General features: G+C 58.0%; 26 protein-coding genes. 6 read left to right on the top strand and 20 right to left on the bottom strand.

The window, feature by feature from the left end:
- Positions 1–224: 224 nt before the first annotated feature.
- From GRI91_RS11180 to GRI91_RS11170, 3 genes are read right to left on the bottom strand one after another with little or no spacing between them, the layout of a single operon-like run.
- Positions 225–1,682, bottom strand: coding sequence for an efflux transporter outer membrane subunit (locus tag GRI91_RS11180; RefSeq protein ID WP_160736741.1), 1,458 nt, complete (start codon positions 1,680–1,682; stop codon positions 225–227).
- Positions 1,679–4,936, bottom strand: a complete 3,258-nt coding sequence (locus tag GRI91_RS11175) for a multidrug efflux RND transporter permease subunit (RefSeq protein WP_160736740.1) — start codon at positions 4,934–4,936, stop codon at positions 1,679–1,681. The genes GRI91_RS11180 and GRI91_RS11175 overlap by 4 nt, the downstream gene beginning before the upstream one ends.
- A 3-nt stretch (positions 4,937–4,939) precedes the next feature.
- Positions 4,940–6,124: an efflux RND transporter periplasmic adaptor subunit gene (locus GRI91_RS11170; protein ID WP_160736739.1), complete on the bottom strand. Its 1,185-nt coding sequence runs from the start codon at positions 6,122–6,124 to the stop codon at positions 4,940–4,942.
- 89 nt (positions 6,125–6,213) lie between these two features.
- On the opposite strand from GRI91_RS11170, the gene GRI91_RS11165 reads away from it, so the two are divergent.
- On the top strand, positions 6,214–6,885 hold the full coding sequence (locus tag GRI91_RS11165) for a TetR/AcrR family transcriptional regulator (protein ID WP_160736738.1): 672 nt from the start codon (positions 6,214–6,216) through the stop codon (positions 6,883–6,885).
- Between the two features lie 28 nt (positions 6,886–6,913).
- Here GRI91_RS11165 and GRI91_RS11160 read toward each other — a convergent pair whose 3' ends face one another.
- The 8 genes from GRI91_RS11160 to leuC all read right to left on the bottom strand — a co-directional run bounded on the left by GRI91_RS11160 (position 6,914) and on the right by leuC (position 11,977).
- Positions 6,914–7,756 carry a beta-etherase gene (locus GRI91_RS11160; RefSeq protein WP_160736792.1) on the bottom strand — a complete coding sequence of 281 codons (843 nt, stop codon included), beginning with the start codon at positions 7,754–7,756 and terminating at the stop codon, positions 6,914–6,916.
- A gap of 447 nt (positions 7,757–8,203) precedes the next feature.
- Positions 8,204–8,533, bottom strand: coding sequence for a Grx4 family monothiol glutaredoxin (gene grxD, locus GRI91_RS11155; RefSeq protein ID WP_160736737.1), 330 nt, complete (start codon positions 8,531–8,533; stop codon positions 8,204–8,206).
- Positions 8,534–8,568: 35 nt separating this feature from the next.
- Complete coding sequence (locus GRI91_RS11150) at positions 8,569–8,802, bottom strand: BolA family protein (protein ID WP_160736736.1); 234 nt, start codon at positions 8,800–8,802, stop codon at positions 8,569–8,571.
- Between the two features lie 3 nt (positions 8,803–8,805).
- A complete protein-coding gene (locus GRI91_RS11145; protein ID WP_160736735.1) occupies positions 8,806–9,129 on the bottom strand; it encodes a DUF1476 domain-containing protein in 324 nt (107 codons plus the stop codon).
- 47 nt (positions 9,130–9,176) lie between these two features.
- On the bottom strand, positions 9,177–9,779 hold the full coding sequence (leuD, locus tag GRI91_RS11140; RefSeq protein WP_160736734.1) for a 3-isopropylmalate dehydratase small subunit: 603 nt from the start codon (positions 9,777–9,779) through the stop codon (positions 9,177–9,179).
- Positions 9,779–9,943: an isopropylmalate isomerase gene (locus GRI91_RS11135; protein ID WP_160736733.1), complete on the bottom strand. Its 165-nt coding sequence runs from the start codon at positions 9,941–9,943 to the stop codon at positions 9,779–9,781. The genes leuD and GRI91_RS11135 overlap by 1 nt, the downstream gene beginning before the upstream one ends.
- Before the next feature lie 39 nt (positions 9,944–9,982).
- Positions 9,983–10,477: a DNA-deoxyinosine glycosylase gene (locus tag GRI91_RS11130; protein ID WP_337190362.1), complete on the bottom strand. Its 495-nt coding sequence runs from the start codon at positions 10,475–10,477 to the stop codon at positions 9,983–9,985.
- Positions 10,478–10,534: 57 nt separating this feature from the next.
- On the bottom strand, positions 10,535–11,977 hold the full coding sequence (gene leuC / locus GRI91_RS11125) for a 3-isopropylmalate dehydratase large subunit (RefSeq protein WP_160736732.1): 1,443 nt from the start codon (positions 11,975–11,977) through the stop codon (positions 10,535–10,537).
- Between the two features lie 300 nt (positions 11,978–12,277).
- On the opposite strand from leuC, the gene GRI91_RS11120 reads away from it, so the two are divergent.
- Positions 12,278–12,796, top strand: a complete 519-nt coding sequence (locus GRI91_RS11120) for a sterol desaturase family protein (protein ID WP_160736731.1) — start codon at positions 12,278–12,280, stop codon at positions 12,794–12,796.
- Between the two features lie 51 nt (positions 12,797–12,847).
- Here the strand turns inward: GRI91_RS11120 and GRI91_RS11115 are convergent, their stop codons facing one another.
- From GRI91_RS11115 to GRI91_RS15895, 9 genes are read right to left on the bottom strand one after another with little or no spacing between them, the layout of a single operon-like run.
- Positions 12,848–13,201, bottom strand: coding sequence for a YbaN family protein (locus GRI91_RS11115; protein WP_160736730.1), 354 nt, complete (start codon positions 13,199–13,201; stop codon positions 12,848–12,850).
- Position 13,202: 1 nt separating this feature from the next.
- On the bottom strand, positions 13,203–13,610 hold the full coding sequence (locus GRI91_RS11110; protein WP_160736729.1) for a SufE family protein: 408 nt from the start codon (positions 13,608–13,610) through the stop codon (positions 13,203–13,205).
- Positions 13,611–13,634: 24 nt separating this feature from the next.
- Complete coding sequence (locus GRI91_RS11105; protein ID WP_160736728.1) at positions 13,635–13,874, bottom strand: hypothetical protein; 240 nt, start codon at positions 13,872–13,874, stop codon at positions 13,635–13,637.
- 27 nt (positions 13,875–13,901) lie between these two features.
- Positions 13,902–14,162 carry a hypothetical protein gene (locus tag GRI91_RS11100; RefSeq protein ID WP_160736727.1) on the bottom strand — a complete coding sequence of 87 codons (261 nt, stop codon included), beginning with the start codon at positions 14,160–14,162 and terminating at the stop codon, positions 13,902–13,904.
- A gap of 38 nt (positions 14,163–14,200) precedes the next feature.
- Entirely contained in the window at positions 14,201–14,488 is a 288-nt protein-coding gene (locus GRI91_RS11095; protein ID WP_160736726.1) for a hypothetical protein, read from the bottom strand.
- A 27-nt stretch (positions 14,489–14,515) separates the two neighbouring features.
- Positions 14,516–14,890, bottom strand: a complete 375-nt coding sequence (gene pspC, locus GRI91_RS11090) for an envelope stress response membrane protein PspC (protein ID WP_160736725.1) — start codon at positions 14,888–14,890, stop codon at positions 14,516–14,518.
- Positions 14,887–15,183, bottom strand: a complete 297-nt coding sequence (gene pspB / locus GRI91_RS11085) for an envelope stress response membrane protein PspB (RefSeq protein ID WP_160736724.1) — start codon at positions 15,181–15,183, stop codon at positions 14,887–14,889. The genes pspC and pspB overlap by 4 nt, the downstream gene beginning before the upstream one ends.
- A gap of 3 nt (positions 15,184–15,186) precedes the next feature.
- A complete protein-coding gene (gene pspA, locus GRI91_RS11080) occupies positions 15,187–16,023 on the bottom strand; it encodes a phage shock protein PspA (RefSeq protein WP_237437799.1) in 837 nt (278 codons plus the stop codon).
- Positions 16,024–16,048: 25 nt separating this feature from the next.
- A complete protein-coding gene (locus GRI91_RS15895) occupies positions 16,049–16,204 on the bottom strand; it encodes a hypothetical protein (RefSeq protein ID WP_202385558.1) in 156 nt (51 codons plus the stop codon).
- Between the two features lie 153 nt (positions 16,205–16,357).
- Between GRI91_RS15895 and pspF the strand changes: the two genes are divergently transcribed.
- The 4 genes from pspF to GRI91_RS11060 all read left to right on the top strand — a co-directional run bounded on the left by pspF (position 16,358) and on the right by GRI91_RS11060 (position 20,611).
- Positions 16,358–17,419 carry a phage shock protein operon transcriptional activator gene (pspF, locus tag GRI91_RS11075; RefSeq protein WP_160736723.1) on the top strand — a complete coding sequence of 354 codons (1,062 nt, stop codon included), beginning with the start codon at positions 16,358–16,360 and terminating at the stop codon, positions 17,417–17,419.
- Between the two features lie 228 nt (positions 17,420–17,647).
- Positions 17,648–18,217 carry a ribosome maturation protein RimP gene (rimP, locus tag GRI91_RS11070; RefSeq protein WP_160736722.1) on the top strand — a complete coding sequence of 190 codons (570 nt, stop codon included), beginning with the start codon at positions 17,648–17,650 and terminating at the stop codon, positions 18,215–18,217.
- Complete coding sequence (nusA, locus tag GRI91_RS11065) at positions 18,217–19,872, top strand: transcription termination factor NusA (protein WP_160736721.1); 1,656 nt, start codon at positions 18,217–18,219, stop codon at positions 19,870–19,872. Before rimP ends, nusA begins: the two co-directional genes overlap by 1 nt.
- The gene (locus GRI91_RS11060) at positions 19,853–20,611 is read left to right on the top strand and encodes a DUF448 domain-containing protein (protein WP_160736720.1); all 759 of its coding nucleotides are present in this window, start codon (positions 19,853–19,855) and stop codon (positions 20,609–20,611) included. Before nusA ends, GRI91_RS11060 begins: the two co-directional genes overlap by 20 nt.
- The last annotated feature ends 4 nt before the right edge of the window (positions 20,612–20,615 follow it).

The following is a 20,615-nucleotide window of genomic DNA, read 5'->3' as shown; positions in this document are numbered from 1 at the left end:
CGGCCTTTTTGTATGGGCACAAGGCGAAAGAGACCATCGGGAGATGTGCCACAAACGTCCCCCGAACAGGCCGGATTGACGCACAGAGCGCCATGATGTGGCGGATAGAACTGTACTCGATCAATATGAAGAAAGGGGCAGATGCAGCGCATCTACCCCTATCACGGTAACAGTATCTTTTGGGGAGGCCGATCTCTGGAGCGGCCAGACCTCGTCACAAGAATTTAGTCCTCTGCGGGGCTGACCAGATCCTCTTGTGCACTCTGCAACCCGCCGCCCAAGGCGATGAACAATGTTGTCTGGTTCTGCAGATAAGCCCGCCGTGTCGTCAGCAAATTCTGCTGCGCGGTGAAGAGATTGCGCTCCGCATCCAGCACTTCAAGATAATCGGCAACGCCTTCGCGGTAACGCAGACGGGCAATGTCGGCGATTTTTTGCTGCGCGGCCACCCCGGCAATCAGAGTATCGACTTGCTGTGCCAGCCAGCGCCGGCCAGCCAGCGCGTCGGAAACTTCGCGAAACGCGTTCTGAACGGTCAGATCGTAATTGGCGACCTGTTCGACCTCGCGGGCTTTGGCGAGATCGAGATTGGCCTCGCGCTGGCCCCAGTCAAAGATCGGCAGGTTGATAGAGGGGCCGAAGCTCCAGCTCAGTCCGCCATCAGTGAACAAATTGTCGAGTTCGTTGGAGACGAAACCCGAATTGCCGGTGAGCGAAATACTCGGGAAGAAGGCCGCACGGGCCGCACCGATATTGGCGCGCGCGCTGCGCAATTGTTCTTCCGCTGCGATAATGTCAGGTCTCAGCAGCATCAGATCCGACGGGAGCCCAGGATCAAGGCGGATGCCATTATCCTGCGCGGCCAGCGTCATGCGTTGGGGCAATTGGTCTGGAATTCGGCCACCCACCAGCACCGAGAGCTGGTTGCGCAACTGGGCGGCGCCGAGCTGCTGACTGGCCAATTGCTGCCGGGCCTGCGTCAACAGGCTCTCTGCCTGACGATAGGGCAGGGCGGAGGTCACGCCGGCATCAAGGCGCAGCTTGGCAATTTCCAAGCCGTCCTGACGGCTTTTTGCTGTCGCATCGGCGAGGGCAATCTGCTCTTCCGCTTCGATCAGCTGGAAATAGGTGCTGGAAACATCTGCAATCAGCGAGAGATAGAAGGCCCGCTGATTGGCGACGCTGGCCAGATATTGCGCCCGTGACGCATCGCTCAGATTGGCCACCCGGCCCCAGAAATCGAGTTCGAATGATGAAACGCCAACACCCACCTGAAACTGATTCTGGGTGATGGAGGAGGGCGCGTTCTCACCCCCAGCGGCGGCCCCGGCAATACCGGTCAGCGGGGTGCGAGAGCGGGTTGCGCTGGCATCGGCCACGACATTGGGTAGACGGCGGCTGTCATCGATCCGATATTGGGCCCGCGCCTGTTCTATCCGCGCTGTAGCCGCAACCAGATCACGATTGTTGCGTATGGCGGTGGCGATAAGCTCCTCCAGCCGCGGGTCGGTGACGAAGTCACGCCATCCCAGACGGCTGGCAATGGTCATCCCATCCGGGCGATAATCCGGATCATAGGCGGGGCTGGTGGTTAGTGCCGGCCGCTCATGATCCGGTGCCATATTGATGCAGCCGGACAGGGCGAGCGCCATGGCTGCGGTGGACAGAAATTTCCGGGTCATGCGTTGTCTCCGGCCGCCGGGCCGCTTTGCGGATTGTGATCATTCTCTTCCAGATGGCCCACTGCTTCCGGCTGTCTCCGGCTGAGATGCTTGCGCACCAGCAGATAGAGCAGCGGGATTACGAAGATGCCGATAGTCGTTGCTGCAATCATGCCGCCCATAACGCCGGAGCCAACCGCGATACGGCTTGCTGCACCGGCCCCGGATGCGATCACCAGCGGCACCATGCCCAGAATGAAGGCCAGCGACGTCATGATGATCGGGCGCAGACGCAGCTGTGCCGCGGATTTGACGGCGTCGATAATCGACTTGCCGCTTTCTTCCTCTTCAATCGCGAATTCCACGATCAGAATGGCGTTTTTAGCCGCCAGACCGATGATCGTGATCAGACCGACATTGAAATACACATCGGCGGAGAGGCCGCGCAGCAAAGAGAAGACCACGGCGCCGAAGACACCTGCCGGTACAATCAGCAGCACGGAAAGCGGGACTGACCAGCTTTCATAAAGTGCAGCCAGCAGCAGGAATACAACAATGACCGACAGGCCGAGCAGCGCGCCTACCTGACCAGCGGATTGTTTCTCCTCGAAACTGATGCCGGTCCATTCGTAGTCGATTCCCTGAGGCAGTTCTTTGGCCAGACGTTCCATTTCTGCCAGCGCCGTTCCGGATGCGACACCGGGGGCAGCCTCACCGGAAATGGTCATGGCCGGATAGCCATTATAACGCGCCAGACTGGGCGGTCCGGCGGTCCATTTCACATTTGCAAAGCTGCTGAAGGGAACCAACTCTCCCTGACTATTGGGGATACGCAGGTTCAGGATATCGTCCGGCGTCATGCGGTAATCTGCATCGGCCTGAACCAGCACCTGAAGCACGCGGCCCTGCCGATTGAAGTCATTGACATAGGCAGAGCCGAAATTGATCGCCAGAGCGGCATTCACATCCGATATGGCGAGGCCGAGCGCACGCGCCTGAACACGGTCAATATCGACCTTCACCTGCGGCGTTGGCTGCTGATCCTCCGGCCGGACGTTGGCCAATACTGCGCTTTGCGCTGTCAGCCCGAGCATCTGGTCGCGCGCAGCGGTCAGGGTTTCACGGCCAAGTCCCGCACGATCTTCCAGCTTGAAGGTAAAGCCACTGGCATTGCCGAGCGCGGCAATCGGGGGGCTTTGAATGGTGAAGGCAGAGCCCTGATCCAGCTGGCTGAAGCGTTGCATGGCTTTCCCAGCCAGCGCGCTGGCGCTGCTTCCAGGATCGGTGCGTTCACCCCAGGGCTTGAGCGTGGTAAAGAACAAGGCGTTGTTCTGGCCGCGGCCATAGAAGCTGAAGCCGCGAATGGTCACGAGATCTTCTGTTTCAGGCTGTGCGTTCCAGAAATCTTCGACTTGCTTGATCGTATCCTCGGTCACCTTGCGGGTGGACCCGGAGGGGGCCTGCACGATTGTTATCAGCTCGGCTTGATCTTCAGTAGGCAGGAAAGCAGTCGGCAGTCTTGCGAAAAGCATCACCGTAACCACGCAGATGACCGCAAACACGGCCGCACTACGCAGGGGACGCGACAAGATCTTGTCATTGCTGCGCCCATAGCGACGGGTCATCTTTTCGAACCATGTGTTGAAACGGTTGAAGAAGCGTTGCTTGTACCATGCCCCTCTTGTCAGCCAGCCGCGCCAACCCGGCTCAAATTCAGGCCGTCCTGCATTACCCTCGGCATCTGCATCATGGTCTGTATTTTGCTCACGCTTGGCCTCAGGCTTCAGGAAGCTTGCGCACAGGGCAGGGGTGAGGGTCAGCGCCATCAATGCGGAGAAGAAAATGGATATGGCCAGAGTGACCGAGAATTGGCGATAAATGCCGCCTGTCGATCCCGGAAAGAATGCCATGGGAATAAACACCGCAATCAGCACCAGCGTAATGCCGATAATGGCGCCGGTGATCTGGTCCATCGCCTTGCGTGTTGCTTCCGGCGGAGAGAGGCCCTCCTCGTGCATGATGCGTTCGACATTCTCGATCACGACGATGGCATCATCGACCAGAATACCGATCGCCAGCACCATTCCGAACAGTGACAGCACGTTGATGGTGAAGCCAAAAATCCAGAGACCAAGACAGGACCCCGCAAGTGCGATGGGCACGACCAATGTGGGAATTACCGTAGCCCGCCAGTTTTGCAGGAACAGGAACATCACCAGAAAGACGAGCAACATCGCCTCGACCAATGTGCGGACGACTTCATCGATTGAGGATGTGACGAAGGGCGTCGTATCGTAGGGAATGCGCCATTCGACATCTGCGGGCAGGCTCGGTCCGATTTCCTCCATCGTTTCGCTGACGCCTTCGGCGGCGGACAGGGCATTGGCTCCTGATGCCAGCTGAATGCCCATCCCGGCCATGGGCTTACCATTCAAGGAGGGGTAGAAACTGTAATCTTTCGCGCCCAGCTCTATTCTGGCGACATCCGACAGACGCACCGTGGCGCCGTCGCTTTCGGCGCGCAGGATCACCTTTTCAAATTCGCGGACCGTGGAAAAACGGCTCTGCGTGATGATGGTAGCGGTGATTTCCTGATCATTCATAACAGGCTGAGCGCCAAGCGAACCGCCTGCGGTCTGACTGTTTTGCTCCCGGATTGCAGCCAGAACTTCAGAAGGCGCTATGCCATAGGAAGCCAGCCTTTGCGGATCGAGCCAGATGCGCATGGCATATTCGGAACCGAATAGCTGCACATCACCAATGCCCGGAACACGGCGTAATTCGTCAATGACCTGCTGAGAGGCAATGTTACCGAGGTCGGTGCCGGACAAGTCGCCTGATTTGGAGGTAAGGGTGACGAGTTGCAGGAAGTTATCCGCGGTTTGCCGGACAGTAATCCCCTGACGCCGCACATCTTCGGGAAGGCGCGCCTCCACAGTGCTCAAACGGTTTTGAACCTGCGTCTGCGCAATGTCGATATCGGTGCCGGATTCGAATGTGATGGTGATCGTCGCCAGTCCACTCGATGAACTGGAGGATGCCATGTAAAGCAGGCCGTCAATACCGTTGAGCTGCTGCTCGATAATCTGCGTGACATTCTCTTCCACCGTATCGGGGTCGGCGCCCGGATAGGCGGCGCTCAATGTCAGCGACGGCGGTGCGACTTCAGGATATTGCTCGATGGGCAGCGCGCGCAGGGCGATGATGCCTGACAGCAGGATGCCAAGGGAAATAACCCAGGCGAAAATCGGTCTGTCGATGAAAAAACGAGGCACGGATCAGCGCTCCTGGCCAGCGGCTGATTTCTTCGGCGCAGGGGCCTTCTCGCCGGATTGTGCAGATGTCTTTTTGTTCTTGGGCGCGACGGGTTTGACCGGCATGCCGGGGCGGAGTTTCTGCAGATTATTGGAGATAACCCGGTCACCGTTTTTGAGGCCGCCATTGATGATCCAATTGCCATTATTCATCGTCCCGAGTTCAACGGGGCGGGCGGCCACCTGGCCTTTTCCATCAACGACAAAGACGGTGCCGCCATTATCGGTAACCGTCACGACGCGCTGCGGCAGGGAAATACCGTCGTTGCGTATGCCGGCATAGACTTTCGCACGGACGAATTCTCCCGGCAGCAACATGCCGGAGGGATTGGGAAACTCGGCGCGCAATTGCACGGTTCCGGTGCTTTCCTCGACCGAGAAATCAAGGAAGTCGATCACGCCGGGCAGGGGATATTCCGTACCATCGGGGAAGGACAGGCGCACTTCGACAGGTTCATTGTCGTCCAGCGAAAGATCACCATCAGCGATGGCGCCGCGCACCGCCATCAGTTCGGTCGCGGATTGTGAAAAGCGGACATAGACGGGCGACATTTGTTCGATCCGCGTCATCAAGGTGCCTTCACTCTGACTAACCAGCGCGCCTTCGGTCACCTGGGCGCGGCTTGCGCGGCCTGAAATCGGGGCTGTGACGGTGGTGTAACCCAGCTGAAGCGAAGCGGAGCGCAATTCGGCCTTGATCTGCGAGACATTGGCTTCCGCTTCCCGTGCGGCGGCGACGGCAGCGTCATATTCCTGGCCGCTGATTGCATTCTTATCGACCAGCGGTTTGTAGCGATTGACGACTGCACGGGCATTGGCGGCCGTGGCTTTCGCGCGTTGCAACGCGGCTTCAGTCTGGGCGTAGGTCGCGCGGAGCTCTGACGGATCGATGCGGAAGAGAGCCTGGCCCTTCCGCACATCGGTGCCTTCCTCATACAGGCGTTTCTGCACAATCCCGGTGACTCGCGCCCGCACTTCCGCAACCCGCACCGGCTCCACCCTCGCGGGCAGTTCCACCACATTGGGGACCTTCTCAGGCGAAACAACAATGACTTCAACAGGTAAAGCTTGTTGCTCCGGGGCCTGCTGCTCACCTCCGCATGAAGCGAGCACAAGGCTGAGTGCCAAGATCATAAAAGGCGAGCGCATGAAAACTGTCCTGTTGATTGTGCAGATGCGAAGGCGTAATAGCCATTACATTACTGGCCTGCAAGGGGGTCTGGCAATTGGAGTTGAGGATGACGGAGTGCGGAAGGAGCCGTCTCGACCGGAGGCGTATCGCATTCATCGATGCGGCGCATGATCTGTTTATCAAGCAGGGTTATGAAAGCACCACATTGGTTGATGTGGTGACCTATGCCGGTGGCTCGCTTGCGACTCTTTACAAATTGTTCGGCAATAAAGAGGGTCTGCTCACAGCAGTGCTTTACGAAAACGTGAGGTCCTGCGATATCGTGGTTCAGCAAATTGGTTCGCGCGACGCTGCGCCGGCCGCCATCCTGCTGGATTTGGGGCATGAATTTGCCCGCCGTTTTCTGGACCCGGAGCGGGTTGCGTTCAGCCGTATCGTCATCGCTCACAGCCTGAAAAATCAGGAATTTTCGACGATGTTCCACCAAACCACTCAGGTGCGAACCGGAGATTCGCTGGCGCGCCTTTTTGCGCGCTGGCGAAACCAGGGCGTAGAGTTTCTGGGGACGCCGGAAGGGAATGCCGATCTCTTCCTCGGCATGTTTATCGCCGATCTATATTGTGAGGCGATCAATCACGGTGCGATCACATGCAATTCGCATCAAGCGGTGGCGGAACGCGTCGAGTTCTTCCTGCGCGGAATTGGGATGAAAGGCGCAAACCTTACGGAAAAGGCTCCGGACGCGGATGGTCCGAAGCCTGCCGTGCTAGAAGTCTAGCCCATTCGAAAAGCTGGCGCGCGGGGCGTTACTTTTTCGTGCCGCGCAAATGTGCGGTTTCTTCCTGCGTGCTCTGCGGTCCGGTATTTCGTGACGCAAGGCCGCCGCCCATTTTGGCCGGATCCTTGATGAAAGGTTCGGGGTCTCCTTCACGCAGTTTAAGCCCGAAGATCGGCGACATGCCTTCATGCCGGCCAAGGCCGCCATACAGGTCGAAGCCGCGATCAATCCAGTCACGCAAGGGGTCGTCTTCGGTCAGGGCTGGCGTGTCCGCTACTGATGCCAGGAACAGGAAAACGGCCAGCAGGCGGTAATCGGCATAATTGGGGCTATCCCCGCCAAACCACTTGTTGTTGCGCAGCGTCGTGCGCATCAATTCCAGCTGCGGTGGCACCAGGGGAAGGCGATCCTCGCGGCCAACAATGATGTTTTCCATCGTGTTGCCGAACATCCGTTCACGCGATTCGGTCACATATTCGTGATCCTGCGGCAGTGAGCGGTCCCGATAGGATTTGATGTAGCAGGTCATCCACGGACTGATCGCCGTCTTCCACAACCAAGCTTCCATGGCCTGTGTCAGAACTTTTACCGAGGGATCGCCAATCAGAGTTGGCCTGTCGGGATATTTTTCATCCAGATATTCGGCGATCAGCCAGCTATCGAGCACCCATTCGCCATCATCCTGAATCGCGGGCAGTCTTTCGGTCTTGCCGCCTGTACGTTCCATGATTCCGGTGAAACCACCGGGGACAATGTCAAGGTCGAAGCCCTTATGCTTGAGCGCATATTTGGTCGCCCAGACAAAGGGACTGATCGTGCAGCCGCTGGCTAGCTGAAGATCATAGAAGGTTATGGTGTTGTTTTTGGCCAATGCCCGTCCTCTCAACAAATTGTTATTTTCAAAAAATCTCATAGGATGACGAGCGCCCTCATGCCAGCAGGAAATGGACAAAATCAATATGCTTGCAGGAGCTGGCAGTGTTTGTTCTTTGGTCAGTGTCGGATTAGTTTACATGTTGCCGGACAAGCTTGAGGCTATGCAGGGGGTAAATCCCAGAAATACGTGCTTTTCCGTGTTTGGCATGATGTGTGCATAGTATAGGGCGTTACAACCTTCGAAACGAGGCGGGGCCACTGGTCTCCGGCCCTGCCTCCCCGAAGGCTGGTATCCCCCAGACAACATTTCAGGATAATCGGGCATCTGCCCAGCCGCATGGCTGCATATGCTGGCGGCTCGATTGCAAATCTGTGCTGCGCGCAAAAGAAAAGGCCACCCGTGGGGGTGACCTTGTTCTTCACTACCGCTGTATGAGGGCAGTCAGTTCGCCTTGGCGACCTGCTTTTCCTGCATCAGCTGCTGCAATTCGCCAGCTTCGAACATTTCCATCAGAATGTCGCTGCCGCCCACAAATTCGCCCTTTACGTAGAGCTGGGGAATGGTCGGCCATTCTGAATAGGTTTTGATGCCCTGGCGGATTTCCATGTCCTGCAACACATCCACGCTGTCATATTCGACTCCGCAATGTTCAAGGATCGCCACTGCACGGCTGGAAAAGCCGCATTGCGGAAACAAGGGTGTGCCCTTCATGAAAAGGACGACATCGTTATCGCCAACGATTTTGGCGATGCGCTGATTGGTATCGGACATAAATTAACCCGGTTTTGTGAGTGCCTGTGTGGCACTCAATTGGGAATGCCGGTCGTCAGTTGCAAGGCGTGAAGTTCACCGCCCATGCGGCCACCCAGCGCTTCATAGACCATTTTGTGCTGCTGAACGCGGTTTTTACCGGCAAAAGCAGGGCTGGTGACATGTGCGCTGTAGTGATCACCATCACCGGCCAGATCTTCGATTTTTACCGTGGCATCGGGCAGGGCAGCTTTGATCAGCGTTTCGATTTCAGCAGCTTGCATCGCCATGGTTCAGGCCTCGCCCATCAGCTGACGGCGCGCTTCGATGGTTTTTTCTGCCAGCGCGGCGCGAACAGCCGATTCATCGACTTCCACACCGGCAGCGGTCAGATCACCCAGCAATTTGCGGATGACGTCTTCATCGCCGGCTTCTTCAAAATCCGCCTGCACCACGGCTTTGGCATAGGCATCGGTTTCTTCGGACGTCAGGTTCATCTTCTCTGCCGCCCATTGGCCGACCAGACGGTTGCGCCGCGCCATTACGCGGAAGGCGGTGTCCTGATCCATTACATATTTCGCCTCTTCGGCGCGTTTGCGATCATTGAAATCAGTCATGTATCTTGCCTTACAGAGAGTATCACCGGGAATAGCGGGGGTGGCCGTCAGGCGGCAACCCCTGTTCCCTTTGCGAACCAGGGCATATTCTCTGCCTGCCCCTTTTCATAGCGGGAAATTACTTCATCCTGCGACAAGGTCAGGCCTACTTCGTCGAGACCTTCGCGCAGACAATGCTTGCGGAAGGGGTCGATTTCAAAATGGAACCGATCCTGAAACTGGGTGGTGACAGTCTGGTCATCCAGATTGAGCGTGATCGGGTCAGTTTCCGCCACTTCCAGCAGACGGTCGACCTGCGCTTGCGGCAGAACAACAGTCAGAATGCCGTTCTTGAAAGCATTGCCGGAAAAAATATCCGAAAAACTGGGGGCGATCACGGCTTTTACGCCCATGTCGAGCAATGCCCATGCGGCATGTTCGCGGCTTGATCCGCAACCGAAATTGTCACCCGCAACCAGAATGGGTGCATTCTTGAACTGCGGATCGTCAAAGACATTCCCTTCTTCGGCGCGAACGCTTTCAAAGGCACCTTCGCCCAGACCTTCACGGCTGATCGTTTTCAACCAGCGCGCCGGGATGATCAGATCCGTGTCGACATTCTTGCGGCCGAAGGGGATCGCCCTTCCTTCCACTTCGCGGACAGGTTCCATCAATCGGTCTCCGGGGGTTCGCCATGCGGGCCGGTGACAGGTGGCGCCTTCTTTTCCTTGCGTTTGGTCATGTAAAGCAGGCCAGCGGCCACTGCGGCGGATCCGATCGCGCCGGCAATAGCTGCCTTGCCGCTCAGGCTGGATGGTGTCTTGCTCTTACTCATGTCGCCTCAATGCTCCCCACGGGAAGGCGAGGCAAGAGTTTAGCGCAGGAATTTGCCAAGGCCCGCCCATAGTTGTTCTTTATCGGTCAGGCTCATCGACGCATAGGCCGGGCTGGATGAAGGAAGGGGCAGCAATTCGGCATCGAAATCCGCCAATTCCCGCATGCCGATGCGGGCTGATTTCTGCCCGTTAAACGCCACGCAGCGCAGATCAGGCAGCGTGGCCACCAGATCTGCCAGCGCATTGTGCCGCGCATCACGGATCGCGCTGTCGAGGCTGCCTTTTCGGCTGGCGGATTCGACCACATCCCACAGGCCGATGTGATGTGTAAGTAATTCCGACAGGCGGTCTGAATAGTCCAGCGCCGCCAGATCCCTGCCGATAACTGACCCCACCAGATGCCAGAACTTGTTTTGCGAATGCGCGTAATAGCGCTGCGCCTTTAGCGAGGCTTCACCCGGCAGGCTGCCTAGGATCAGAACCCGCGTATCGTTGGCCACCACCGGCGCGAAGGAGGTTTTGCGTTCCTGCACGTCGGATGGGGCCTCTCTTATTACCCGGCTGGCGGTAGACGGGGGAGGAGGGGGCGGTTAAGCGCCCTCCTTCATCAATTCGCGGACATCGGTCAGCCGTCCGGTTACTGCTGCAGCGGCGGCCATGGCCGGGCTGACCAGATGCGTTCGTGCACCCGGGCCCTGACGGCCGACGAAATTGCGATTGCTGGTCGATGCACAGCGTTCACCCGCCGGAACCTTGTCCGGGTTCATGCCCAGACAGGCCGAACAGCCGGGTTCGCGCCATTCGAGACCGGCATCGGTGAAGATTTTGTCCAGCCCTTCGGCTTCGGCCTGTTCCTTCACCAGACCTGAGCCCGGAACGATGATCGCCCATTTGATATGGTCGGCTTTCTTGCGGCCTTTCAGCACGGCGGCGGCTTCCCGCAGATCTTCGATCCGGCTGTTGGTGCAGGACCCGATAAAGATGTTCTGCACTTCGACCTCGGCCAGCGGCTGACCGGGGGTAAGGCCCATATAATCGAGGCTTTTGCGCGCGGCTTCCTGTTTGGCAGGATCGGCAAAGCTTTCAGGCTCCGGGACAGTGCCGGTAATCGGCACGACATCTTCCGGGCTGGTGCCCCAAGTGACATTGGGCTGAATATCCGCGGCATCAATCACCACGGATTTGTCGAAAGTGGCACCTTCATCACTTTTCAGGCTGCGCCAATATTCAACGGCGCGGTCCCAATCTTCGCCCTTGGGGGCGAAAGCGCGGCCTTTGAGATAGGCAAAGGTCTTCTCATCGGGCGCGACCAGACCGGCACGCGCACCGCCCTCGATCGACATGTTGCAAACGGTGAGGCGGCCCTCGATGCTCATTTCCTCGAACACCTTGCCGCGATATTCGATCACATGGCCGGTGCCGCCAGCGGTGCCGATGACGCCGATAATGTGCAGGATCAGATCCTTGGACGAAATGCCGGTTGGCAAATCGCCTTCAATGCGCACTTCCATCGTCTTGGACTGTTTCAGCAGCAGCGTCTGCGTCGCCATGACATGTTCGACTTCGCTGGTGCCAATGCCGAAGGCCAGCGCGCCCACGCCGCCATGGGCAGCCGTGTGGCTGTCGCCGCAAACGATCGTCGCGCCGGGCAGGGAAAATCCCTGTTCGGGGCCAACCACATGGACAATGCCCTGTTCGCGCGCGGTGGCGCCGAAATAGCGGATGCCGAATTCGGCGACATTCTTCTCCAGCGCTTCCAGCTGCTGTGCGCTTTGGCGGTCTTCGATCGGTACGCGATTGCCCTGAGCATCCACCCGCGGGGTGGTAGGCAGATTGTGATCGGGTACCGCCAAGGTCAGCTCCGGACGGCGGAGCTTGCGGCCCTTCATTCGCAGCGCTTCGAATGCCTGAGGTGATGTAACCTCATGCACCAGATGGCGGTCGATGAAAATCAGACAGGTGCCATCATCGCGGCGTTCAACCACATGGGCGTCCCAGATCTTGTCGTAGAGTGTGCGGGGTTTGTTAGCCATGCCGCGCGGCCTAATCCCGCGACTTCGGCAAGACAAGGTACGAAATCTATAGTCGGCTCAAGTCGCGGCGGCAGCGAGGCCAGCCGGGTTAGCCATCCCGCTGCGGATGGTGCTGTTTATGCAAGGCTTCCTGCCCAAACAGGTGATGCTGATTTCGCGTGGTTTACTTTGCACACCATAACAGGAGAGGCTCTGGTGCGATGATGCCGAGTGTCATTCTCCTCCAGCATATCGCGGTAATTTCTGTTCCTGGCCGCGAACACTGTATTCCTCCCCCGCGAGAGGTTATAAGGCCGGATCATGAACTGGCTTGCCCCCCTTATCATCGTTGTCGCAACCATTGCCGCTATGGAGTGGGTCGCCTGGGCGAGCCATAAATATATCATGCATGGCTGGGGCTGGGGCTGGCACCGTGATCATCATGAGCCGCATGACAATCTGCTGGAGAAGAATGATCTCTATGCGCTGGTTGGGGCGGGGCTGAGCATTTCGATGTTCGCCATCGGATCGCCGCTGGTCATGGGCGCTGCTGCATGGTGGCCGGGAACATGGATTGGCCTCGGCATTCTGGGATATGGCATCATCTACACGCTGGTACATGACGGGCTGGTTCATCAGCGCTATTTTCGCTGGGTGCCCAAAAGCGGTTATGCCAAGCGGCTGGTGCAGGCACATAAGCTGCATCATGCGACCATCGGCAAGGAAGGCGGCGTCAGTTTCGGCTTTGTCTGGGCGCGCGATCCGGCGCAATTGAAAGCGGAGCTGAAGCGCCAGCGTGAAGCGGGTATCGCGATTGTGAGAGACAGCACCGGCGCCTGACAATCAGCACGGGCCTGTGATGTTTGCCGCCGCAGAAGGCTGGCCGGGAAGTTAACCCTCCGGCCGCGTCCAGATCCAGCCGCCGCAAATGCCCAGCACCGCGACGGAAATCCCCACCCATGGAAAGCCCAGCGTCAATCCGGTAAAAAAGACGCCCGCCGTCATGGCCGCCAGCGCTGACAATTTGGCTTTGCGGCTGATCGCCTTTTTCTCTCTCCAGCGGCGCAGGGGCGGGCCCCAATGCGGATGATCGAGCAACCGCTTTTCCCATGCCGGATTGCTGCGGGCGAAGCAGAATGCCGCCAGCAGCAGAAATGGCACGGTGGGAACAATCGGCAAGGCTGCGCCAATCGCGCCCAGTGCCACGCAAAGCAAACCAGCCGCCATGTAAAGCGGCCGGCGCATGTCAGTCGGCAGCGATTCGGCTGGCGGTTTCCCTGATCAGCGCGATCATGTTGGGGATGCCCTGCGTACGGTTTGAACTGAGCTGGTTTTTCAGATCGAACGGGTCGAGCGCGGCGGTAATATCCATCTCCGCGACCTCTTTTGCGGGTCTGTCCTGAACGGCTGAAAGCACAAGCGCGACAATGCCTTTGGTAATTGCGGCATTGCTGTCGGCCAGGAAATGCAGCTGATCGCCATTTTGCGTCGGATAAATCCAGACACTGGCAGAACAGCCGCGCACCAGCGTGGCATCTGTCTTGAGCGGGGCGGGCATCTCTTCCAGATCCCGGCCCAGTTCAATCAGCAGGCGATAGCGTTCATCGCCTTCAAGGAATTCATATTCTTCGCGTATATCGTGCAGTGATCGCATGCACTGTGCTCTATCAATCTTTGGCTAGAGGTCCACCCCACTTGCGATGGCTTCCAGCCGCCGAATGCGTTCTTTCAGATCTGCCATCTCTATTCGCCCCCCGCCGACACGCGCATTGCTGTCGAATTCAGCGGGATGCGTGCGGCTGTCGAGCTCTCGCGATTTCAGGGCCAGCCAATCCTGCCAGCCTTTAAGAATGGCCAGAACCACAATGGTGACGCCGATCAGTGAAAAGCCGGCGATAAGGACAAATTGGCTGGTCATTGCAAATCCCCTTATTCCTGACGCGGATCAGTTCTTGCGAAGTTCGTCTATTTCAGCCGAGAGGCGCTTTGATTCCCGGTCATCGGTCGCAATCCGTTCGAGCACCTGAACGCGTTCACGCAATTCTTCCAATTCGCGCTGCATTTCTTCGCTCGCACCGCGGTCCTGGATCGACTGATTTCCCAGGAAATCTTCGGTGATGCCATGCTGCGTCATGTGCTTGGTGCGCCAGGCACTGAAGGCCATGCCAGCCAGGACAATGATGAGAACGACCGTCCAGAAACCCATATTCTTCCTCCCAAATAAAGCCTGATGAGCCGCAAGGCTCAGTTTATTCCGCTCTCGCTGCGGGCAGTCAGGCCCTCTACTTCGCGCGTGTCGCGCAAGGCTTCGATCTGGGTGGCGATGTCATAGCCGCGATCGGTGACGATGCGTTCCAGCACGGCGACCCGGTCTTCGAGTTCCTTGTTTGATGCCGCATATTGGGCCGCGCGTTCTGCCGTTTTGGCTACTTCCATCTCGGCGATTTCCTTCTGGTGCTTGGTCCAGATCCGAAACAGCGGAATGGACAGTGCCATTATCGGAATCAGAAGTGCGAGCGTGCCGGTATCCATTGTATCAGTCCCTTCAGTCTTGTCAGATCAGCGCAGATTTTCGATTTCGGCCGAAAGGCGCGGATTGCTGTGCACGTAATAGCTTTCCACATCCGCAAGCCGGCGATCGATGTCGCGGAATTGAGAGCGGACTTCGCGCGCTGTGCGGGTCGGGCTCTGGCGGACGCGCTGCCAATATTTCTTCTCCCGATCATCGGTATAAAGATGCGCGGGCTTCTTGTCGGCGAGCAGGCCGAGCACGAAATAAATCGGTATGCCAAAGCCGGTCGTGAGGGTGAGGACGACAAAGAACAGGCGCCACCAGATCGCTTCGATCCCGGTATAATCGGCGAGGCCGGAGCACACGCCCATCAATTTGGAATTCTGCTTGTCGCGATAGAATTTTGTGCGTTGGCTGCTCATTTGCGCTTGTCTCCCCGTTCGGCCAGCAAGCGATCAAATTCGCTCAGCGGCGTGTCTTCTTCGTGCCGTGCGGAATGTAGGCGGGACGGTTTGAATTCCGGATTGTCGCTGGCGACAAGGCGTTCGACCGTGTCCATTCTTTCATTCAGCCGGCGGGCCAGCTGGTACAGTTCTTCCAGCAGGGCTTCGTCATCATTGGTCAGCGTTGCCGCCGTTTTCCATTTGGTCAGATAGTGCAGGATGACCCATGGAAGTCCGATGAAAATTGCCGCAACGATAATTACCTCATCCATGGGTCAGTCCCCCTTCTTTTCACTAGCCTTGCCCAAAGAGCGTTTCATTTCCTCCAGCTCGGCATCGACCAGATCTGATCCGGCGAGAGCGGAGATTTCATCGGCGAGATTGGGCTTGCCGGTATCATCGGAAATATTGAGCGCGTCCGCGCGACCTTCGGCATAATCGACGCGGCGTTCCAGCTGATCGAACCGGGCGAGCGCTTCATCCACGCGTTCGCTGGTCATCAGACTGCGCAATTTGACGCGGTTTTCAGCACTTTCGAGCCGGGCCGCGATTTGCGTCTGGCGGCTGCGGGCTTCGCGCAGACGGTTCTGCAACTTCGCAATATCGTCTTCATAGGCGCGCAGAGCATCGTTCAGCACAGTTATTTCGGTGCGCAATTGCTCGGCCATATCATTGGCCTTCTTCTTTTCCATCAAGGCCGCGCGGGCCAGATCTTCGCGATCCTTGGACAAGGCGAGCTGCGCCTTGTCCGCCCAATCGGCTGACAAGCGGTCCAGCTTGCCGACATGACGGTTCATTTCCTTCTGATCGGCAATTGCCCTGGCGGCGCTGGCGCGCACTTCAACCAGAGTTTCCTCCATTTCGAGGATGATCATGCGGATCATCTTGGACGGATCATCCGCCTGATCGAGAAGTTCGTTGAAATTTGCCGCGATAATGTCGCGGGTTCGTGAAAATATGCCCATCAGGGGAACTCCGGTGGTGTTCAGCTTGCCGGTCGGGTTCGTGCCGCTTTTAAGGCGGTCGATCTCGCGGTCGATACGGGCGGAAAATCCGCTCTTGCGAATGCGCTCACCGACAGGTGCTTTGGGGGGAGGGGTTTCATCGGTCAAAATATCTGTCCTGTTTCTGCCTCACTCAGGCAAGTGTTGCCATCGGCACGCTGGCGACCAGCATATTGGGCGTCATGCCGACTTGCTGGCTGAGTGCGAAGATGTTGAACGAAACCATTGCGGCCACGCTCACCAGAGCGGCCTGGCCGAGCTTGCTGGCAAAAAAGCGACGGTCGAACATGGCGATATTTCCTCCTGAACCTTTGTTGCCAGACACTTTGCAAAGGCTGTGCCAAAACTGAAAATCAGCAGAAAAAGGCGATATTTGGGGCTACTTTGAATCCGCTGTCGGTAATTCTTGCCAAGGCTTGGTGAATTTCACTATATATTGGGAATGGAGCGCGGAAATCAATTTGTCGGTCAGTCTGGCCCCTTCCTCGACGCGATGGAGCGCGCCAGTCAGGCCGCGCCTATGCGGCGGCCTGTTCTGGTGATCGGGGAGCGCGGAACCGGCAAGGAGCTGATTGCCGAGCGCTTGCACCGCTTGTCCACCCGCTGGGACGAACCTCTCGTTACCATGAATTGCGCGGCCTTGCCCGAAACGCTGATCGAGGCTGAGCTGTTCGGTCATGAGGCGGGGGCTTTTACCGGGGCGACCAAGGCGCGTGCTGGCCGATTTGAAGAGGCGGATCGCGGCACCTTGTTTCTGGATGAGCTGGCAACCCTTTCCATGGGCGCACAGGAGCGGTTGTTGCGCGCAGTCGAATATGGGGAGGTTAATCGGATCGGGTCCTCCCGCCCGATCCGCGTTGATGTGCGAATTGTGGCGGCGACCAATGAAAATCTGCCTGCGCTGGCGCGGGAGGGGCGGTTTCGCCCGGATTTGCTCGATCGTTTGAGTTTCGATGTTGTCACCCTGCCGCCCTTGCGTGTGCGGGAGGGTGATATTGAAGTGCTGGCTGATTTCTTCGGCCGGCGCATGGCGGCAGAGCTGGATTGGGAGCGTTGGCCCGGCTTTGCAGCGCATGTGGCGGAGCAATTGGAGGAATATCCCTGGCCGGGGAATGTCCGTGAATTGCGCAATGTGGTGGAGCGCGCTGTCTATCGCTGGGGCGATTGGGTGGAGCCGATTGGCCATGTGGTGTTCGACCCCTTCGATTCACCGTGGATGCCCAGCCCAACGCCTTCGCCCGGTTCCGCATCCGGTCACGCCAACAAATCCGTCGGACCGCTGGCTGTTGGGCAGGGCGGCACTGGCCATTCAGCTTCGCCTGCGGCCATCGATCTGGACAAGGTGGATGATTTGCGCGGCGCAGTGGAGGCACATGAGCGCACTATTCTCGAACATGCGCTGGGTCGGCATCGCTGGAACCAGCGACAGACCGCAAAATCGCTCGGCCTGACATATGATCAATTGCGCCATTGCATTCGCAAACATGGGCTGATCGACGAATAGGCGCATTATTTGGAGAGGCGTGTTTCTCTCGGCAGTCTATATAAGATGCTGGCTGTAAATGCGTGACGGCCTGCCAGAAGGTCTGTTTGGCACACTGTCTTGCATTTCAATGGGAATCGCTTATACGAACGCAATCCCGACATTGTGACAACAAAGTCTGGTGCTGGCGCCAAAGCGGGGCCGGCCCGAAACCGCTATGTCACATGATTGGCGCAATATGGAGACTGCATGGCCGATTTGACGCGTTTGACCGAAGTGATCGCACCCGAGACGGAAGCTCTGGGCTTCGAACTCGTGCGCGTAAAGCTGACCGGGGCGGACGACGAACGGGCTTTGCAGATTATGGCGGAAGACCCGGCAACGGGGCAGCTGATCGTTGAACAATGCATGGAGCTGTCACGCCGCATTTCGAAGCGTATCGATGAAATTGAAGAGCAGGGCGAGGAATTGGTCGAGGGGGCCTATCATCTCGAAGTGAGCTCTCCTGGCATCGATCGCCCGCTGACCCGGCCGAAGGATTTTGCCAATTGGGCTGGGCATGAAGCACGTATTTCACTGGCTGAGAAGATTGACGGAAAACGCAATCTGCACGGCCAGCTCAAGGGTATTGAAGATAACGTCGTGACGATCGAGGATCGCAAGGCTGGCGCGGTGGAGGTCCCCTATGCGGCGATCCATTCCGCGAAGCTGATGCTGACCAATGATCTGATTGCCGCGACGAAGCCGCTCGACATGACCGGCGCCGACGAAATTGAAGAAATCGAAGATATTCCCGCAGAAGAAAAGGCAGACGACTGATGGCCAGTCCGATTTCCGCCAATAAGGCTGAATTGCTCGCGATCGCCAACTCGGTCGCTTCGGAAAAAATGATCGACAAGTCGATCGTTATCGAAGCGATGGAAGAAGCGATCCAGAAATCCGCGCGCAGCCGTTATGGCGCAGAAAACGATATTCGTGCCAAGCTCGACCCCAATACGGGCGATCTTCGTCTGTGGCGGGTCGTCGAAGTGGTCGAAGAAGTCGAAGACTATTTCAAACAGGTCGATCTGAAGCAGGCTGAGAAGCTGCAGGATGGCGCGAAGCTGGGCGATTTCATCGTCGATCCGCTGCCTCCTGTCGATCTCGGCCGGATTGACGCACAGAGCGCCAAGCAGGTGATCTTCCAGAAGGTCCGCGATGCAGAGCGTGAGCGGCAGTATGACGAGTTCAAGGACCGTTCCGGTGAAGTTATTACCGGGGTGATCAAATCGGTCGAATTCGGCCATGTGATCGTCAATCTCGGCCGCGCCGAAGGCGTTATCCGCCGCGATCAGCAGATCCCGCGTGAAGCCGCCCGTGTGGGCGAACGCATCCGTGCGATCATCATGAAGGTGGAGCGTAACAATCGCGGTCCGCAGATCTTCCTGTCGCGCGCGCATCCCGATTTCATGCGTAAGCTTTTCGCACAGGAAGTTCCTGAGATTTACGATGGCATCATCGAAATCAAGGCCGCTGCCCGCGATCCGGGCAGCCGCGCCAAGATCGGCGTGATCAGCCATGACAGCTCGATCGATCCTGTCGGCGCCTGTGTCGGCATGAAGGGGAGCCGCGTTCAGGCCGTTGTGCAGGAACTGCAGGGCGAAAAGATCGACATCATTCCCTGGAGTGAAGATACGGCGACCTTCATCGTCAACGCGCTGCAGCCGGCAACGGTCAGCCGCGTGGTCATCGATGAAGATGACAGCCGCATCGAAGTTGTTGTGCCCGATGATCAGCTATCGCTGGCGATTGGTCGCCGCGGTCAGAATGTTCGTCTGGCCAGCCAGCTCACAGCCAGCCAGATCGACATCATGACCGAGGAAGAAGCCTCGGTGAAGCGGCAGAAAGAATTCTCCGAGCGCTCACGCGTCTTCGAAGAAGAGCTGGATGTCGATGAAACGCTGTCCCAGTTGCTGGTGGCCGAAGGCTTCGCCGAACTGGAAGAAGTCGCTTATGTCGAACTGGCTGAACTTGCTGCGATCGAAGGCTTCGACGAAGATCTGGCCGAAGAGCTACAGTCGCGTGCACGCGAAGCGCTGGAGCGTCAGGAAGAAAACTATCGCGGGCAGCGCCGTGAATTGGGCGTTGAAGATGATCTGGCCGAGCTGCCGCATCTGAACGAACAGATGCTGGTCATGCTGGGCAAGGCGGGGATCAAGACGCTCGACGATCTGGCGGATCTCGCCACGGATGAGCTGATCGCCAAGAAACGCGAGGCACCCAAGCGCCGCAATGATGCTGGTCCGCGTACGCGCGGCCAGCGTCCCGAAGATCGCGGCGGTGTGCTGGGGACATTCGGTCTCAGTGAAGAGCAGGGCAATGAAATTATCATGGCTGCCCGTGCGCACTGGTTTGATGATGATGAAGAGACTCCGGCGGCTACGTCCGGTGCCTCTGCCATAGAGGAGGCCGCCGATGCGGAATCCTCACAATGAACCGCTGAGCTCCGACATCTCTGAGGCCAAGGGTGCAGCGCAAGCTGCGCCCGAGCGCCGCTGTGTCCTCACCGGCGATGTCGCGCCGCGTGACCGCTTGGTGCGTCTGGCGTTATCGCCGGATGATGTGATCTGGCCCGATCCGCTGGCGCGTGCGCCGGGGCGCGGTGCCTGGATTGGCGTGAGCCGGGCAGAATTGACGGCGGCGATGGAAAAGGGGCGGCTGCGTGCCGCACTTGCCCGCGCCTTCAAACAAAGCAGCTTTTCGATTCCCGAAGACCTGCCACAGCGGATCGAGGATGCGCTGCGGCACAGTTTTTGTCAGCGACTGGGACTCGAAATGCGCGCCGGACGTCTTATCTTGGGGTCAGACCGTATTGCCGATCAGGCGCGAATGGGGCGCGTATCCGCTCTCTATCACGCCAGCGATGCGGGCGAAGACGGAACAAAGAAGCTGGACCAGGCCTTCCGTGTTGGTATGGATGCCGAAGGTTCCGGTTTGACGGGAATCTGTCTACCACTGGACCGCGCGACCCTGTCTGTGGCATTGGGGCGCGATAATGTCGTCCATATGGCGCTGGCTGATCGATTTTCAGCCGAGCGGGCACAGACACTGCTCCAGCGCTTGCTGAATTATACGAAAGCGACGGAAGTGGCTTTTGGGAATGACGGAAACCGGGCGGCAGCGATGACCGATCCGGGAACTGCGGCGACGACGAATAGAGAATACGAAGGGTAATAGA

This window comes from Altericroceibacterium endophyticum (assembly GCF_009827595.1).
GTDB classification, from domain to species: Bacteria; Pseudomonadota; Alphaproteobacteria; order Sphingomonadales; family Sphingomonadaceae; genus Altericroceibacterium; species Altericroceibacterium endophyticum.
This window is presented reverse-complemented; position numbering and strand designations above follow the sequence as displayed.

Excerpts from the sequence above, each read along its gene's own strand:
- GRI91_RS11180 (WP_160736741.1), bottom strand. The coding sequence starts at position 1,682 with ATGACCCGGAAATTTCTGTCCACCGCAGCCATGGCGCTCGCCCTGTCC.
- GRI91_RS11170 (WP_160736739.1), bottom strand. The coding sequence starts at position 6,124 with ATGCGCTCGCCTTTTATGATCTTGGCACTCAGCCTTGTGCTCGCTTCA.
- GRI91_RS11165 (WP_160736738.1), top strand. The coding sequence starts at position 6,214 with ATGACGGAGTGCGGAAGGAGCCGTCTCGACCGGAGGCGTATCGCATTC.
- grxD (WP_160736737.1), bottom strand. The coding sequence starts at position 8,533 with ATGTCCGATACCAATCAGCGCATCGCCAAAATCGTTGGCGATAACGAT.
- GRI91_RS11150 (WP_160736736.1), bottom strand. The coding sequence starts at position 8,802 with ATGGCGATGCAAGCTGCTGAAATCGAAACGCTGATCAAAGCTGCCCTG.
- GRI91_RS11145 (WP_160736735.1), bottom strand. The coding sequence starts at position 9,129 with ATGACTGATTTCAATGATCGCAAACGCGCCGAAGAGGCGAAATATGTA.
- leuD (WP_160736734.1), bottom strand. The coding sequence starts at position 9,779 with ATGGAACCTGTCCGCGAAGTGGAAGGAAGGGCGATCCCCTTCGGCCGC.
- GRI91_RS11135 (WP_160736733.1), bottom strand. The coding sequence starts at position 9,943 with ATGAGTAAGAGCAAGACACCATCCAGCCTGAGCGGCAAGGCAGCTATT.
- leuC (WP_160736732.1), bottom strand. The coding sequence starts at position 11,977 with ATGGCTAACAAACCCCGCACACTCTACGACAAGATCTGGGACGCCCAT.
- GRI91_RS11120 (WP_160736731.1), top strand. The coding sequence starts at position 12,278 with ATGAACTGGCTTGCCCCCCTTATCATCGTTGTCGCAACCATTGCCGCT.
- GRI91_RS11115 (WP_160736730.1), bottom strand. The coding sequence starts at position 13,201 with ATGCGCCGGCCGCTTTACATGGCGGCTGGTTTGCTTTGCGTGGCACTG.
- GRI91_RS11110 (WP_160736729.1), bottom strand. The coding sequence starts at position 13,610 with ATGCGATCACTGCACGATATACGCGAAGAATATGAATTCCTTGAAGGC.
- GRI91_RS11105 (WP_160736728.1), bottom strand. The coding sequence starts at position 13,874 with ATGACCAGCCAATTTGTCCTTATCGCCGGCTTTTCACTGATCGGCGTC.
- GRI91_RS11100 (WP_160736727.1), bottom strand. The coding sequence starts at position 14,162 with ATGGGTTTCTGGACGGTCGTTCTCATCATTGTCCTGGCTGGCATGGCC.
- GRI91_RS11095 (WP_160736726.1), bottom strand. The coding sequence starts at position 14,488 with ATGGATACCGGCACGCTCGCACTTCTGATTCCGATAATGGCACTGTCC.
- pspC (WP_160736725.1), bottom strand. The coding sequence starts at position 14,890 with ATGAGCAGCCAACGCACAAAATTCTATCGCGACAAGCAGAATTCCAAA.
- pspB (WP_160736724.1), bottom strand. The coding sequence starts at position 15,183 with ATGGATGAGGTAATTATCGTTGCGGCAATTTTCATCGGACTTCCATGG.
- GRI91_RS15895 (WP_202385558.1), bottom strand. The coding sequence starts at position 16,204 with ATGTTCGACCGTCGCTTTTTTGCCAGCAAGCTCGGCCAGGCCGCTCTG.
- pspF (WP_160736723.1), top strand. The coding sequence starts at position 16,358 with ATGGAGCGCGGAAATCAATTTGTCGGTCAGTCTGGCCCCTTCCTCGAC.
- rimP (WP_160736722.1), top strand. The coding sequence starts at position 17,648 with ATGGCCGATTTGACGCGTTTGACCGAAGTGATCGCACCCGAGACGGAA.
- nusA (WP_160736721.1), top strand. The coding sequence starts at position 18,217 with ATGGCCAGTCCGATTTCCGCCAATAAGGCTGAATTGCTCGCGATCGCC.
- GRI91_RS11060 (WP_160736720.1), top strand. The coding sequence starts at position 19,853 with ATGCGGAATCCTCACAATGAACCGCTGAGCTCCGACATCTCTGAGGCC.